Origin of the sequence: Paenibacillus montaniterrae (assembly GCF_018403185.1) — a bacterium.
Taxonomy (GTDB): Bacteria; Bacillota; Bacilli; order Paenibacillales; family Paenibacillaceae; genus Pristimantibacillus; species Pristimantibacillus montaniterrae.
This window is the reverse complement of sequence record NZ_BOSE01000006.1, coordinates 354,051-367,271: the sequence shown is the minus strand read 5'-3', so window position 1 is coordinate 367,271 and position 13,221 is coordinate 354,051. Positions and strand designations below refer to the sequence as shown.

General features: G+C 46.7%; 14 protein-coding genes, 6 tRNA genes and 1 rRNA gene. 20 read left to right on the top strand and 1 reads right to left on the bottom strand.

Annotation, left to right across the window (positions count from 1 at the left end; all coding sequences use genetic code 11):
• From KJS52_RS17350 to KJS52_RS17320, 7 genes are all read left to right on the top strand, one after another.
• Positions 1–125: ribosomal RNA gene (locus KJS52_RS17350) — 23S ribosomal RNA — on the top strand; the annotation flags it as partial.
• A gap of 279 nt (positions 126–404) precedes the next feature.
• Positions 405–481 (top strand) — tRNA-Met (locus tag KJS52_RS17345).
• Between the two features lie 3 nt (positions 482–484).
• Positions 485–560, top strand: a tRNA-Val gene (locus tag KJS52_RS17340).
• A gap of 8 nt (positions 561–568) precedes the next feature.
• A tRNA-Asp gene (locus KJS52_RS17335) sits at positions 569–645 on the top strand.
• 33 nt (positions 646–678) lie between these two features.
• A tRNA-Phe gene (locus KJS52_RS17330) sits at positions 679–754 on the top strand.
• Between the two features lie 8 nt (positions 755–762).
• Positions 763–847, top strand: a tRNA-Tyr gene (locus KJS52_RS17325).
• Between the two features lie 13 nt (positions 848–860).
• Positions 861–936 (top strand) — tRNA-Lys (locus tag KJS52_RS17320).
• Positions 937–1,075: 139 nt separating this feature from the next.
• Here the strand turns inward: KJS52_RS17320 and ssuE are convergent.
• The gene (gene ssuE, locus KJS52_RS17315) at positions 1,076–1,618 is read right to left on the bottom strand and encodes an NADPH-dependent FMN reductase (RefSeq protein WP_213517575.1); all 543 of its coding nucleotides are present in this window, start codon (positions 1,616–1,618) and stop codon (positions 1,076–1,078) included.
• Positions 1,619–1,824: 206 nt separating this feature from the next.
• Between ssuE and KJS52_RS17310 the strand changes: the two genes are divergently transcribed.
• The 13 genes from KJS52_RS17310 to hisG all read left to right on the top strand — a co-directional run bounded on the left by KJS52_RS17310 (position 1,825) and on the right by hisG (position 13,149).
• Positions 1,825–2,946: a PucR family transcriptional regulator gene (locus KJS52_RS17310; RefSeq protein WP_213517567.1), complete on the top strand. Its 1,122-nt coding sequence runs from the start codon at positions 1,825–1,827 to the stop codon at positions 2,944–2,946.
• Positions 2,947–3,033: 87 nt separating this feature from the next.
• Positions 3,034–4,155, top strand: a complete 1,122-nt coding sequence (locus tag KJS52_RS17305) for an ABC transporter ATP-binding protein (RefSeq protein WP_213517565.1) — start codon at positions 3,034–3,036, stop codon at positions 4,153–4,155.
• Positions 4,156–4,310: 155 nt separating this feature from the next.
• Entirely contained in the window at positions 4,311–5,249 is a 939-nt protein-coding gene (gene hprK, locus KJS52_RS17300) for an HPr(Ser) kinase/phosphatase (protein WP_213517563.1), read from the top strand.
• A gap of 59 nt (positions 5,250–5,308) precedes the next feature.
• Complete coding sequence (locus KJS52_RS17295) at positions 5,309–5,791, top strand: DinB family protein (protein WP_213517561.1); 483 nt, start codon at positions 5,309–5,311, stop codon at positions 5,789–5,791.
• Between the two features lie 104 nt (positions 5,792–5,895).
• Positions 5,896–7,143, top strand: coding sequence for a prolipoprotein diacylglyceryl transferase (lgt, locus tag KJS52_RS17290; RefSeq protein ID WP_373871370.1), 1,248 nt, complete (start codon positions 5,896–5,898; stop codon positions 7,141–7,143).
• Positions 7,144–7,290: 147 nt separating this feature from the next.
• Entirely contained in the window at positions 7,291–7,944 is a 654-nt protein-coding gene (gene ppaX, locus KJS52_RS17285) for a pyrophosphatase PpaX (protein WP_213517559.1), read from the top strand.
• Complete coding sequence (locus KJS52_RS17280; protein WP_373871372.1) at positions 7,944–8,447, top strand: acyltransferase; 504 nt, start codon at positions 7,944–7,946, stop codon at positions 8,445–8,447. Before ppaX ends, KJS52_RS17280 begins: the two co-directional genes overlap by 1 nt.
• A gap of 177 nt (positions 8,448–8,624) precedes the next feature.
• The gene (locus KJS52_RS17275) at positions 8,625–9,020 is read left to right on the top strand and encodes a DUF6220 domain-containing protein (RefSeq protein WP_213517555.1); all 396 of its coding nucleotides are present in this window, start codon (positions 8,625–8,627) and stop codon (positions 9,018–9,020) included.
• Positions 9,021–9,063: 43 nt separating this feature from the next.
• Positions 9,064–9,276 carry a DUF5957 family protein gene (locus KJS52_RS17270; RefSeq protein WP_213517553.1) on the top strand — a complete coding sequence of 71 codons (213 nt, stop codon included), beginning with the start codon at positions 9,064–9,066 and terminating at the stop codon, positions 9,274–9,276.
• A 95-nt stretch (positions 9,277–9,371) separates the two neighbouring features.
• On the top strand, positions 9,372–10,499 hold the full coding sequence (locus KJS52_RS17265; RefSeq protein ID WP_213517551.1) for a sensor histidine kinase: 1,128 nt from the start codon (positions 9,372–9,374) through the stop codon (positions 10,497–10,499).
• Positions 10,471–11,169, top strand: coding sequence for a response regulator (locus tag KJS52_RS17260; RefSeq protein WP_213517549.1), 699 nt, complete (start codon positions 10,471–10,473; stop codon positions 11,167–11,169). Before KJS52_RS17265 ends, KJS52_RS17260 begins: the two co-directional genes overlap by 29 nt.
• Before the next feature lie 115 nt (positions 11,170–11,284).
• Complete coding sequence (locus KJS52_RS17255; RefSeq protein ID WP_213517547.1) at positions 11,285–12,505, top strand: ATP phosphoribosyltransferase regulatory subunit; 1,221 nt, start codon at positions 11,285–11,287, stop codon at positions 12,503–12,505.
• A complete protein-coding gene (gene hisG, locus KJS52_RS17250; RefSeq protein ID WP_213517545.1) occupies positions 12,505–13,149 on the top strand; it encodes an ATP phosphoribosyltransferase in 645 nt (214 codons plus the stop codon). The genes KJS52_RS17255 and hisG overlap by 1 nt, the downstream gene beginning before the upstream one ends.
• The last annotated feature ends 72 nt before the right edge of the window (positions 13,150–13,221 follow it).

Below are 13,221 nucleotides of genomic sequence, written 5' to 3'. Positions count from 1 at the left end.
CCCCCCTCAAGATGAGATTTCCCAACTAGTAAGACCCCTTGAAGACGACGAGGTTGATAGGCTGGGGGTGGAAGTGCAGCAATGCATGGAGCTGACCAGTACTAATCGGTCGAGGGCTTATCCTAAAGATACCCCACAAAGTGAAGCAATGGCTTCGACGGAGATTCCGAATCCTTTGCGGGGAGCCCAGTAACCACTGGGTAAACAAACATCGATCGCACGATGAATCAAGCTTTCGTATCCAGTTTTGAGGGTGCAAGCCTTCTCGCCTGTTCAAGCAGGCAACTAGCGAGCAATATTAAAATAAATATCAACATTCCTTTATGAAGATATGTGAATTTTAATGTTGTGAGTGCTTGACAAGTCCTTTATTATTCAGTAATATGGACAAGTCTGAAAAATGTGGCGGTGTAGCTCAGCTGGCTAGAGCGTACGGTTCATACCCGTGAGGTCGGGGGTTCGATCCCCTTCGCCGCTACCATATGGAGGATTAGCTCAGCTGGGAGAGCATCTGCCTTACAAGCAGAGGGTCGGCGGTTCGATCCCGTCATCCTCCACCATTAAATGCGGAGCTGTGGTGTAGAGGCCTAACATGCCTGCCTGTCACGCAGGAGATCGCGAGTTCGAATCTCGTCAGCTCCGCCATTTTATTGTCTAAAATTGAAAATTTGCATGTATGGCTCGGTAGCTCAGTCGGTAGAGCAGAGGACTGAAAATCCTCGTGTCGGCGGTTCGATTCCGTCCCGAGCCACCATTTCTGATGGAGGCTTAGCGAAGTGGCCAAACGCAGCAGACTGTAAATCTGTTCTCTTTGAGTTCGGTGGTTCGAATCCATCAGCCTCCACCATTTTCTCTTATGAGAGCCATTAGCTCAGTTGGTAGAGCACCTGACTTTTAATCAGGGTGTCGAAGGTTCGAGTCCTTCATGGCTCACCAGTTTTTTACAAGCTAGAGAGGGCGCCTCTCTTTTTTTGTTTTAAATGAATATTAGAAAATGAATATCGGATCAACTTTAAGGGGTTGCTTAGAAAGTCGGTGAAAGCGGACATTCTAAGCAACCCCTCTTTATCATTCATTATTTATTTAAATATTGCAGCAGCTCATTTACGATTCCTTGCAGACGCGCTTCGATATCAGCTTCTATTATAAAGCGGTACAGACCATCCTCTGATTGCTCGCGGGTAATGTTGGCATCAGTTGCGTAGACGGTCTTAGTAAAATGGTTGGCTCCCATTGAAGCAAGCATTGGCTTAAGCGCATAATCGACGGCCAGCATATGCGCCATTGATCCTGCAATAAATACCGGAGCAATCAGCTTATGCTCAAATCCTTTTTGTGGCAGCAAATCGATATATGCTTTCAAAACACCTGTATAGGATGCCTTATAGACCGGGCTAGCGATCACGACTGCATCGGCAGCTTCAATTAGCTCATTGGCAGCTAAAATGCTCGGACTATTGAAGTTGGCATAGACAAGGTCTTCAGGAGGCAAATCAATAACTTGAATGATAGCTGTCTGCAATCCAGCTTCAGCAAGTGCTTGCCGTACAAAGTTAGTCATGCCATTTAAGCGAGAGCTGGCATTGGGACTGCCTGACAAAATTACAACTCTGGACATTTAAATGGATCCTCCCTATCCAATTACTCGTATATACAAGCAATTATCTCTATTTATAAAGTCAACGTACATTGCTTAAAGGTTATCACGAAGCCTTTGGAGCGTCAAGAATTGACGGCGTGCTATAACAGCTGTATGCTCGCGGGCATAGGTATAAAACAATATGATACAATAGTACCAAACAGAGAATCAGGGGAGTGCCGCATATGAGTTCAATGGATCTGCAAAAGCAGCTTGAATATATTCTTAACTGCTCTGTTATGACGAGCAATCGAAGTCTCGAGGATATGTACAAATTTATGGGCCCGTCTTTTGAAAATGCTACGATCGAAAAAGGACAGTACATTGAAGGAACACAAGATATATGGTTAATTAAAGAGCTGCATGCCGATTATTGCGAAGTGCTTGAGTTTATTCAAAGAAAACTGAGCTCTACGGAGATGCAGCTTATTGCGATGCTCATTTTTAATAAGCCGAGCACAAATCTGGAAAACCAGTATGCCGGCATGTCTAAGCAGGAAAAGCAAGCGACCAAGCTGGGGGAGTGGCTGCAGGGTCAAATCGATCAAGGAACGACAAGCGGTTATATTCCAGATCATTTGGTGCTCGCGAATTCATTTTACAATGATATGCTTCCGATCTTGCTCGTAGCGGATGGTTCTTCACAGCATAAAGGGAGCTATGCAGAGCTCGATAAGCTGCTGCGTTCGTTTTTGTCAGAAGATGCGCTGCTTATTCCTTTAGGACATGATGAGTGGCTGATTTGGGGCCCGGTTACGCTGCTGAAGGATGAGGAAGGCGTAGATTTTGAGCATGAGGATGATGAAACTATGGAGGAGCTGCTGACCAATATTGTGCTTGCGCTGCATGATATGCTTGCTGCTGAATGGCTTGGAGAGAGCCAGCTTGCTATTACTTATCCGGCGGCTCCTGCCAAGATGATGATTGAAACGGTAACAACATTGCGCGAGTCGATCAATATTGGCCGCAAATTCCATCCTAGCAGCAATATTCATTTGCCATGGATGCTGCGACTAGAGGCGCTGCTTTATGCGATTCCCGAAGCTCAGCGGCAAAAGTATTTGGAGCAATCGCTAAAGCGTTCAGAGCTGTTTGTAGAGCCGGAGATGCTGGCAACACTCGACACCTTCTTCAGTCTGGACTGCAACGTAAGTGAAACCGCAAAAAAGCTTTATATTCATCGCAACACCTTGCTGTATCGCCTGGACAAGCTGAAGCAGGAGACCGGGCTTGATGTAAGACTGTTCAGGGATGCAGTGCTGGTTAAGATCATTTTGCTATTGTACAAAGTTACGAAAACACATTAGTTTTTTTGTAAAGTATGTGCATAGTCATTCGTTTAGACTTAGGATAAGATAAGGCTATAAGAAAATTTCACTTAGGGGGAAATACACATGGCAGGCGTACGTTTAGAAGGTATTTACAAAAGATATCCAGGAAGTGACAGAGCTTCGGTAACTGATGTCAATCTTGATATCAAAGATAAAGAGTTCCTAGTACTCGTTGGTCCATCTGGTTGCGGTAAATCGACAACTCTTCGTATGATCGCGGGTCTTGAAGAAATTTCCGAAGGTAAACTTTTCATCGGTGATCGTCTAGTAAATGACGTAGCTCCTAAAGATCGCGATATCGCGATGGTATTCCAATCCTATGCGTTGTATCCACATATGAACGTTTACCAAAACATGGCGTTCGGCTTGAAACTTCGTAAGTTCAAAAAAGCTGACATCGACAAACGCGTTCGTGAAGCAGCTAAAATTCTAGATATCGAGCATTTGCTGGATCGTAAGCCTAAGGCTCTTTCCGGTGGTCAGCGTCAGCGTGTTGCACTTGGTCGTGCGATCGTTCGTGAGCCACAAGTATTCCTTATGGATGAGCCGCTTTCCAATTTGGATGCTAAACTACGCGGTCAGATGCGTGCGGAAATTTCCAAGCTTACAAAACGTTTGGAAACAACTACAATTTACGTAACGCATGACCAAATCGAAGCGATGACAATGGGTGACCGTATCGTTGTTATGAAAGATGGTTTCATTCAACAAACAGCTTCTCCTGAAGAGCTGTACAACCACCCTGTAAATATTTTCGTTGCAGGCTTCATCGGATCTCCATCCATGAACTTTGTTAGCGGTGCTCTTTCTGAGCAAGGCGGAGAAGTACACTTCAAAGCTACAGGCGTTGATGTTGTTGTTCCTGAAGGTAAAGCAGCAATTCTTCGTTCTAAAGGCTACATTGGCAAAGAGGTTGTTCTTGGTATTCGTCCTGAGGACATTCACGAAGAGCCAGTTTTCCTTGAAGCTTCTCCAAAAACAATCGTTAATGCAAACATCGAGGTTGCTGAAAACCTTGGTCACGAAATGTACCTATACTTGAACGGCATTGGTACAGACACTGTAATCGCTCGTGTTGACGGTCGTTCTACACTTCGCGATGGTGCAACAGTTAAGCTTGCGCTTGACATGAACAAAGCTCATATCTTCGATAAAGAAACTGAGCTTAACATTTTCGAGAACTAATTTCCCTTTCATTAGTAAAGCCTCACTGCAGATTAACTGCGGTGGGGCTTTATTTATTATAGTGGCACAGGGGCTAAAACATTGCGTTTCCTTAATTTTTGCTATACGATGGAAACAGTGAGATCGTTGTACTGGTGTTGAAGGAGGATGCATGTATGCCGAAAAAAGTAAGGGTAGCAGACTTAGTTAGACATTTCCAGCTTGAAATATTATCTGGTGAAGACGGACAGAAGCGATTGATTACAGTAGATGATTTGTATAGACCAGGCTTGGAAATGGCGGGCTATTTTCAATATCATCCAAGTGAGCGCATTCAAATTTTGGGGCGTACTGAAATATCCTTTATTAATATGCTGGCGGAGGAAGAGCGTCGCGAACGTATGCGGAGAATTTGCTCGGACGAGACGCCTTGCATTATTATTACTCGTGGGCTGGACGCGCCTGAAGAGCTGATCGAATTTTCCAATCAGCACAATATTCCTGTGCTGCGCAGCTCGATTGCAACGACGATATTATCGAGTCGGATTACAGACTTTCTGGAAAACCAGCTGGCTCCTACCGCAACCATTCATGGCGTACTGGTGGACGTATATGGTGTAGGTATCCTAATAACAGGCGGCAGCGGCATTGGTAAAAGTGAAACGGCATTAGAGCTGGTTAAGCGCGGCCATAGACTCGTTGCCGATGACGCTGTAGAAATTCGCCAGACAGCGGATGGCAAGCTGACAGGAGCTGCTCCTGAGCTGATTCGTCATTTGCTTGAAATTCGCGGACTAGGTATTATTAATGTAATGACGTTGTTCGGGGCTGGCGCTGTTCGGACGCAAAAACGAATTGGCTTGGTTATTCGTTTGGAAAATTGGCAGCAAGACAAGCAATATGACCGACTGGGGCTTGACGAGGAAACGACACAAATTATTGAGACGCATGTGCCGCTTGTGACGATTCCAGTTCGCCCGGGCAGAAACTTGGCTGTCATAATTGAGGTAGCGGCAATGAATTTCCGCTTGAAGCGTATGGGCTATAATGCTGCACTTCAATTCACGAACAAGCTGACCGAAACGATCGCAGATGACATCGACGATTATGATTGATCCATAACGAAGTTCGCAACAATGAAGCTATTTTATATCTCGAAGGGAGAGCAAAAGCTATGTATCGTGTAGTAGAAGATTTCTTAACGGATTGGAAGGCCAATGCAGAGGGCACATTATCTGTATTTAAGGCGATGAAGGATGACAAGCTCGATTTCAGCATTGTGGAGGGTCATAACTCCTTAGGCTGGCTGGCGTGGCATTTGACAGGTTCAGCAGGATCAATTGCCAAGCATGTAATCGGACTGGATGTACCTAGTCTAACGCGCGATGAGCAAACTCCTTCAAGTGTCGTTCAAATTGTACATCGCTATGAAATTATCGCCAATGCTATTCTCAAGGAGGCAGAAAAGCTTACTGATGAGGACTTGCTGACAGAGGTCAACGGCTTCACAGGCCCAACGACAAAAGGGAAAATGCTGGGGAAATTAATTGAGCATCAAACGCATCATCGTGGACAGATGACTGTATTGCTTCGTCAAGCTGGTTTGACTGTTCCACCGGTAGAGGGTCCAACAAAGGAAATGAAGCAAGGCTCCTAGCAGCACACCTATAACACCTCCAAGCTAAGCTGGCAAAGCGAGCAAGAAATGCGCTTGGAGGTGAATTTGTGATAGGATTGTTAGATAAGGAAGGGTGAATATCATTGATCAATCCCGAAATCATTCAGATTGGTGCACTGTCCATTCGCTGGTATGGGGTTATTTTGGCGCTTGGCGCAGTGGCAGGGCTAGTGCTGGCTATTCAAGAGGGCAAGCGCTTTGGCATTAAATCCGATTTTTTCATGGACCTGCTGCTAATTGGAGCACCAACGGCGATAATTTTCGCGAGAATTTACTATGTAGCATTTCAATGGGATTACTACAAAAACAATTTAGGCGATATAATAAAAATTTGGAACGGCGGAATCGCGATCTATGGGGCGATCATTGGCGCACTCATTTGCGGTTATTTCTTTAGTCGTGCCAAAGGATACAGCTTTTGGAGAATTGCTGATATATGCGCTCCCTCATTACTCGTCGGTCAAATGATCGGTCGCTGGGGGAACTTCGTCAATCAAGAAGCTTATGGAGGTCCTGTCGAGGAATCTTTCTTGCGAGAAACTTTACATATTCCGGGCTTTATTGTTGATCAAATGCTTATTAACGGAACTTATGTGCATCCGACGTTTCTATATGAATCGCTATGGAGCCTGGTAGGTTTGGTGCTGCTATTCGTTATACGCAGGCAGCGTTTTCTGCGCGAAGGCGAGCTGCTTGCAACTTATATCGGGTGGTACTCAATCGGTCGCTTCTTTATTGAAGCGCTTCGTACAGACTCGTTGGCGTTTTCAGGTCCGCAGTGGCTGGCGGATTTGCTGACAGCGCTATGGGCGCCGATGACTGTGCTGTTCGAGCAAGGTTATCTCGATCCGGCTTACGGCAATATTCGCAGCTCCCAGCTGCTTGCATTGCTGCTTGTGGTTGCCGTTATAATTTTTATTATCGTACGGCGCGCTACAGGTCTTGCAAAGGATCGCTATCTGGACCCGCTAATCAATACAAAGCAAGCTGCAGTTGATCAGCAGGGAAAAGAGAAGACTAGCAAAGAGAAGCATGATCAAAGGGATAGCAGCTCCAGCGATCATTCTGGAGCAGCGATAGCTGCACAGGACAAAAAGTCTGCCAAGCAGGATGAAGCAGGCAAAAGCGAGAATGGAGAAAGCAAGCCGACTGAAAGCAATCAAGCTAAAGGTGCAGGCAAAGATAGTACCAGCACGAGCAGTGACGGCAGCAGTAAAAGCAACGATAGCAGTAACGGCAACGATAGCAGCAGTGACAGCGGCAGTAGCAGTAATCATAGCAGCAGCGACAGCGGCGGCAGTGATGGCGGCGGTGGCGGTGGCGGCGACTAGCATGCGAATGCGCGGTCAAGCTAACGCTTGCTCATGAAGGCTAAGCCTAAAAGGAAACGACGATAGGATTGTCTCCTATCGTCGTTCTATATTGCCTGCCTTTTCATGTGCAAGTCAGCAGCAGGAAAAAAGTTTTAGGAGGCAGCAATGAGAGCTTACGATACAGTACTGTTTGATTTAGACGGAACGATATTGGACACGAATGAGTTAATTATTATTTCATTTTTGCATGCACTAGAGGGTGTAGCAGAGGAGGGCTTTAGCAGAGAGCATATTATCCCTTCCATGGGAGCGCCGTTGGTTGACCAGATGAGACGCTTTTCCGGGCTGGATAATGTTGACCACTTGATCGATGCTTATCGCGAGGTTAATTTGCGCCTGCATGATCAATATGTCAAGCTGTTCGAGCAGGTTGAGGAGGTGCTGGCTGACCTGCATGCTGATGGAGTCAAGCTGGGAGTCGTAACTACGAAAATGCGCCTGACGACAGATCGCGGTCTCGCATTTACGAATATTGCCAAGTATATGGATGTCGTGATAACGATCGACGATGTGCAGCATGCCAAGCCGCATGCTGAGCCCGTGCAAAAAGCGCTGCAAGGACTTGGAGCGGACCCGCAGCGAGCGTTAATGGTTGGAGACAGTACAGTTGATATTCAGTCAGGCATAAATGCGGGCGTGAAGACAGTCGGAGTCTCATGGTCGTTGAAGGGCGAGCAGGTACTGCGTGAAGCAGGTGCTCATTATATTATTCAATCAATGCAGGAGCTTTATGATATTGTAGGATTGGAGCGTCGTTAATCTTGCGAAAAATCACTCGTTATCCAACTGAAGGACCAAATGCCTTGTGGCAGGTTTATTCAACAGTCAGCCCGTGGAAGGCGGTTAAAAACTTTATATTTATTCAGCTTACTCGCTACTGTCCACTGCTTCCTGTGAAAAATTGGATTTATCGACGAGTGCTGGGCATGAAGGTTGGACAAACGACTTCGTTTGCATTAATGGTGATGGTTGATGTGTTTTTCCCTGAAAAAATTACGGTAGGGAATAACAGCATCATTGGCTATAACTCGACGATTTTGACGCATGAATATTTAATTAAAGAGTACCGCTTAGGGGAAGTGCATATTGGCTCAAATGTTATGATAGGTGCTAATTGCACGATTCTACCAGGCGTTACAATCGGTGATCATGCAGTTGTTGCGGCCGGATCAGTTGTCCATAAGGATGTTGCCCCCTACAGCTTTGTTGGCGGCAATCCGCTACAGGTGATTCGCGAGAAAATTGACGATGCACCACAATAATGGATTTCCAATAATACATACATAAAAGACATTACGGTTTGATACGTCAAATCGCAATGTCTTTTTTTGTTGCGAACGGGATTGGATTTAATAATTCGTTAAGAATTGCATAACGATTGCTTTAGAACTGTTGTGTATTGTTGAAGCATGAAGTGGATGAAAGGAAGATGAATCAATATGAAGCAATCAATCAGAGCAGCAGCAAGGCTGCTGTATGCGTCGCTGTCAGTGCTGCTATTCCTATGTGTAGTCCTTCAGTTTTATTGGGCAGGGCTGGCCGTATTCGGCAATGCCTCGCATTGGTCAACGCATGTACAGTTTGTTCACCTATTCGGCTTTAATTTACCGGTTGTAATGCTGCTTGCAGCTTTTGCTGCTGCGCACCGGCGCTGGGCGTATTGGCACTTGCTGCTGCTCATGCTGTCAACATTTCTGATGTATCTTTCAGCTAATTTGCCGTTAGGCTCGCTTCGTGCGCTGCATCCGCTTGTTGGCACACTATTACTGGCGGCAGCGATCTCGAACTGCTACCGCTCGATTCATGCCTGCAGAAAGCGTACAATATCAGCTTAAGTTAGGACTTATATCGAATGTAAAGAAAAGGAGTTGAATCTGAATGCGAACCTTTATCGCGATCATTGTCGGGTTAATTGGCGGCTTTGTGCTCGGTGTTGCACTTTCCAGCTTTATCGGCATTATTAGTGTAACTCTGTTTCAGTCGCCTTTCGGTATTAAATTTTTGCCATATTATGCAGCGGTCTTATGTGCGATTCTAGTGCCGATTATAGACGCCAAGTCCGTTAGCAAGCGCAAGCAAGAAAGGGGCTAATCGGAGAGTTGAACGATAAACAGCGGGCAGTCGGTTATCTCGGCAGCCCGCTGTTTAGGTTATACTAGATAAAAGCAGAAAGGACAGTGATCCATATGTCGATTAAGCAGCGCTTGATATTATCGAATATTGCCATGATCATTATACCGATTATTGGATTTTTTGTTATAGAAATCGTGCTTGGCTACATGATGTTTGTAGCGTGGAAGGATGATTTCAGTTCAGATCGCATGCAATGGTTTGTTCAGCTTCGCTTTGCAGCTATGCTTGTCGTTTTGGCTGCAACTAACGGCATACTAACCTACTATATGTCCAGAAGCATCATTGCTCCGATTCGCACGTTGTCTCATGCAACCGCGAAAATTAGCGAGGGTGATTTGAATTGGAGCGCTTCTGATGGCAGCAGCCGAAGAGATGAGCTGGGTGAGCTTGCGAGAAGCTTCGAGCAGATGAGGCTTTCGCTCATTGAGGCACGGACTAAGCAGCGGCAATATGAGCAAAATCGGCAGGAGTTGGTTGCAAGCATTTCACATGATCTGAAAACTCCGCTTACGTCCATTAGAGGTTATGTTAAAGGAATACAGGATGGGGTTGCCAATAATGAACAAAAGCTGGAGCGCTACCTTAACATAATTGAACAGACTGCAGAGCGGATGGATCGGTTAATTGATGAGCTGCTGCTATATTCGAAGCTTGATTTACAGCGGCAGCCATTGCATGTTGAACCAGTGGAGCTGGTTTCCTTTTTTCATGATTGTACGGAGGAGCTATCCTATCGTTACCAGCTTTATGGCGAGGCAGGAGAAATTAACTTGCAAACGGATCGGCAAGGTCGTTATGTAGCGCTAGCAGACCGTGACCAGCTAAAGCGAGCGGTAGTCAATCTTGTTGACAACAGCATTAAATATAGTGACAAAAGCTATAAAAAAATCGAGATTCATTTGCAAGATAAGGATTCTGAGCTGCTAGTTGAAATTAAGGATAACGGGCAAGGCATCGAGCAGCAGCAGCTTCCTTATATATTTGAAAGCTTTTATCGGGCTGACCCTTCAAGAAGCTCCAAGGCAGGAGGGAGCGGTCTGGGCTTGTCGATCGTTAGAAAGATTATCGAGGCGCACGGAGGACGAGTATGGGCCAGCAGCAGCTTGCATGAGGGTACAAGCCTTTACTTTACGCTAAGGAAGGAGGATGCTGATGAAAACGATACTGATCGTAGAGGATGAGCTGACGATAGCAGAGCTGATACGGGACTATTTGGAGCTGAATGGATTTCGCTGCGTGCTTGTGGCAAGCGGGCATAAGGCACTGGATATGGTGAAGCAGCAGCAGGAGCATTATGATCTGATTCTGCTTGATGTAATGCTGCCGGGCCTTGATGGCTTCCAGCTTTGCCAGCAGCTTCGCGAGGGGCTGTCGCTTGATATTCCCATTATTATGGTGACCGCTCGTCAGGAGGATATCGACAAGATGAAGGGCTTTGATCGTGGCGCTGACGATTATATCGTAAAGCCGTTTAATCCAAATGAGCTGGTAGCGCGCGTAAAGGCTCATCTCTCGCGCTATGATCGCTTGGTGCAGCGGCGTACTGAGCAAGTGCTGCAAATTGGCGGGCTTACGATAGAGGTAGGAGCAAGAAGAGTGCAGCTGCATGGCGAAGAGAGGTTTTTAACATTGAAGGAATTTGATTTGCTGGTGTTTATGGCGCAGCACCCGAATCAAGTGTTCAGCAAGGAGCATTTATTCGAGCGAGTTTGGGGCTATGATGCTCTTGGCGATGCATCAACGGTAACGGTGCATGTTAGAAAGCTGCGCGAGAAGATCGAGGCCGATCCGTCTAATCCGCTATGGATTGAAACAATCTGGGGAGTTGGCTATCGCTTTCGCAAGGACTAGGCATCTCTCTCTTGACTTGAATACATCGTGCATGCTAGGATATGAAAAAGCTTTATTTTGTTAGCAAGATAATACATTAACGCTTTACCATGATGAAGTGATGAGGAGAACGGATATGTCAAAGCCAAAAGTGTTTGAAAAGCCAGTAGGGTTTAGAGATTATTTGCCTGATGCGGTGAAGCAGCTGCGCGCTATTGAGCATAAGGTGCTTCATTGTATGGAGGGCTGGGGATATGAGCAAATCGTGACTCCAACAATGGAGTTTTATGATACAGTCGGCGTTGCAAGCGCGACATCTGATGCAAAGCTGTTCAAGCTGTTGAATAATCGAGGCACTACAATGGTGCTTCGTTCCGATATGACGACGCCTATTGCGCGTGTTGTTTCATCATTGCTTAAGCATGAGTCGTTTCCATTGCGGCTGTCCTATCATGCCAATGTGTTTCGCTCTATTGAAGAGGAAGCGGGTAGAGAATCGGAGTTTTTCCAAACAGGCGTTGAGCTTGTAGGGGATGCTTCTGCCGAAGCTGATGCGGAGGTGGTCGCGTTAGCGATTGCTTCCTTGAAGGCGGCAGGCGTTAGCCAATTTAAAATTGCAATCGGGCATGTTGGCTTCTTGAACGGACTGCTGGAGGAGGCGCTGCATGGGCGCTTGGAGGATCAGGCCGCACTAAAAGAAATGCTGATTAGCCGCAATTATGTCGGCTATCGCGAGCTGCTGAACAAGCTGGAGCTTGAAGCTGAGCTGCGTCAGGAGCTGATGGATTTGCTTCGCTTGCGCGGCGGCGAGGAGATTTGCCAATATGCGCTCGGTGTAAGCAGCAATGAGACTGCGCGTCAGGCGATTGAGCATCTTTGTCAAATTTGGGATGTGCTTAAGGCTTACGGAGTTTGCGAGCATGTGCTGATTGATTTGACAATGGTTAGTGATTTTTCGTATTACACGGGCATGACATTTGAAGGCTATGCTGCCGACCTTGGCTTTCCGGTAGTGAGCGGCGGCCGCTATGATAATTTGCTGACAGGCTTTGGTCGTAAAGCGCCGGCGACAGGCTTTGCCTTGAAAACAACGCGCATCTTGGAGCTGGTAGGCAACAAGCAGCAGGAAGCGGGCGAGCGCCTTTTGATCGCCTATAATGAAGCCGGTCGTATCGAAGCGCTGCAGGCGGCTACTGAGCAGCGTCAACAGGGCAAGCAGGTCATTACCAGCAAGGTTGATGAGGAGCAGCTGTGGAGCGAGCTGCAAGCGGCAGCGGAGGCTGGCGGCAGCTTTGTCTATAACGGAAAAAGCTATAGCGCAGTGAAATGCTATGGAAATAAAGGAGCGAGTGTATAATGAGCGGCAATGAGGAGCAAGTGCTAAAGGTAGCGATGCCTAAAGGACGGATATACAAGCAGGCGTCGAATTTGTTCAGAGAAGCGGGCATTCCTATTCCAATCGAATATGAAGACACGCGCAAGCTGATGATCGAGCTGCCTGACGCGAAGATGGAGTTTATTATGGCGAAGCCTGTCGATGTGCCGACCTACGTGGAGTACGGGGTTACTGATATTGGGATCGTGGGCAAGGATGTGCTGATGGAGGAAAACAAGGATGTTTATGAGCTGCTTGATTTGGGTATTGCAAAATGCCGTATGAGCGTGATCGCGCTGCCTGACTGGAAGCCGTCCATTCATCCGCGTGTTGCTACCAAATATCCAAATGTCGCTTCTGCCTATTTCCGCGAGCAGGGACAGCAGGTAGAGGTTATTAAGCTGAACGGCTCGATTGAGCTGGCGCCGATGATTGGCCTGGCTGACCGCATCGTCGATATGGTAGAAACAGGACAGACGCTGCGTGAGAATGGTTTGGTGGAGCAAACCGAAATTTTCAGCATAACGAGCCGCTTGATCGCGAATCGCGTCAGCTATCGCATGAAAAACGAACGGATACAAAGCCTGTGCGATCGCTTGCAGGAGGCGCTCGCAGCGCGCGTGTAAAGTGTGGCGGTGTTGCTGCAGATGAATTAGAATAGAGGTCTAGGCTTTAAAGCTGAACGGCTATAAATAGAT

What these genes read in the sequence shown, in the direction of transcription:
- KJS52_RS17265 (WP_213517551.1), top strand. Translation starts at nt 9,372, where the DNA reads ATGTCGATTAAGCAGCGCTTGATATTATCGAATATTGCCATGATCATT.
- KJS52_RS17255 (WP_213517547.1), top strand. Translation starts at nt 11,285, where the DNA reads ATGTCAAAGCCAAAAGTGTTTGAAAAGCCAGTAGGGTTTAGAGATTAT.
- KJS52_RS17295 (WP_213517561.1), top strand. Translation starts at nt 5,309, where the DNA reads ATGTATCGTGTAGTAGAAGATTTCTTAACGGATTGGAAGGCCAATGCA.
- KJS52_RS17305 (WP_213517565.1), top strand. Translation starts at nt 3,034, where the DNA reads ATGGCAGGCGTACGTTTAGAAGGTATTTACAAAAGATATCCAGGAAGT.
- KJS52_RS17275 (WP_213517555.1), top strand. Translation starts at nt 8,625, where the DNA reads ATGAAGCAATCAATCAGAGCAGCAGCAAGGCTGCTGTATGCGTCGCTG.
- KJS52_RS17270 (WP_213517553.1), top strand. Translation starts at nt 9,064, where the DNA reads ATGCGAACCTTTATCGCGATCATTGTCGGGTTAATTGGCGGCTTTGTG.
- hprK (WP_213517563.1), top strand. Translation starts at nt 4,311, where the DNA reads ATGCCGAAAAAAGTAAGGGTAGCAGACTTAGTTAGACATTTCCAGCTT.
- ssuE (WP_213517575.1), bottom strand. Translation starts at nt 1,618, where the DNA reads ATGTCCAGAGTTGTAATTTTGTCAGGCAGTCCCAATGCCAGCTCTCGC.
- hisG (WP_213517545.1), top strand. Translation starts at nt 12,505, where the DNA reads ATGAGCGGCAATGAGGAGCAAGTGCTAAAGGTAGCGATGCCTAAAGGA.
- ppaX (WP_213517559.1), top strand. Translation starts at nt 7,291, where the DNA reads ATGAGAGCTTACGATACAGTACTGTTTGATTTAGACGGAACGATATTG.
- KJS52_RS17260 (WP_213517549.1), top strand. Translation starts at nt 10,471, where the DNA reads ATGAAAACGATACTGATCGTAGAGGATGAGCTGACGATAGCAGAGCTG.
- KJS52_RS17310 (WP_213517567.1), top strand. Translation starts at nt 1,825, where the DNA reads ATGAGTTCAATGGATCTGCAAAAGCAGCTTGAATATATTCTTAACTGC.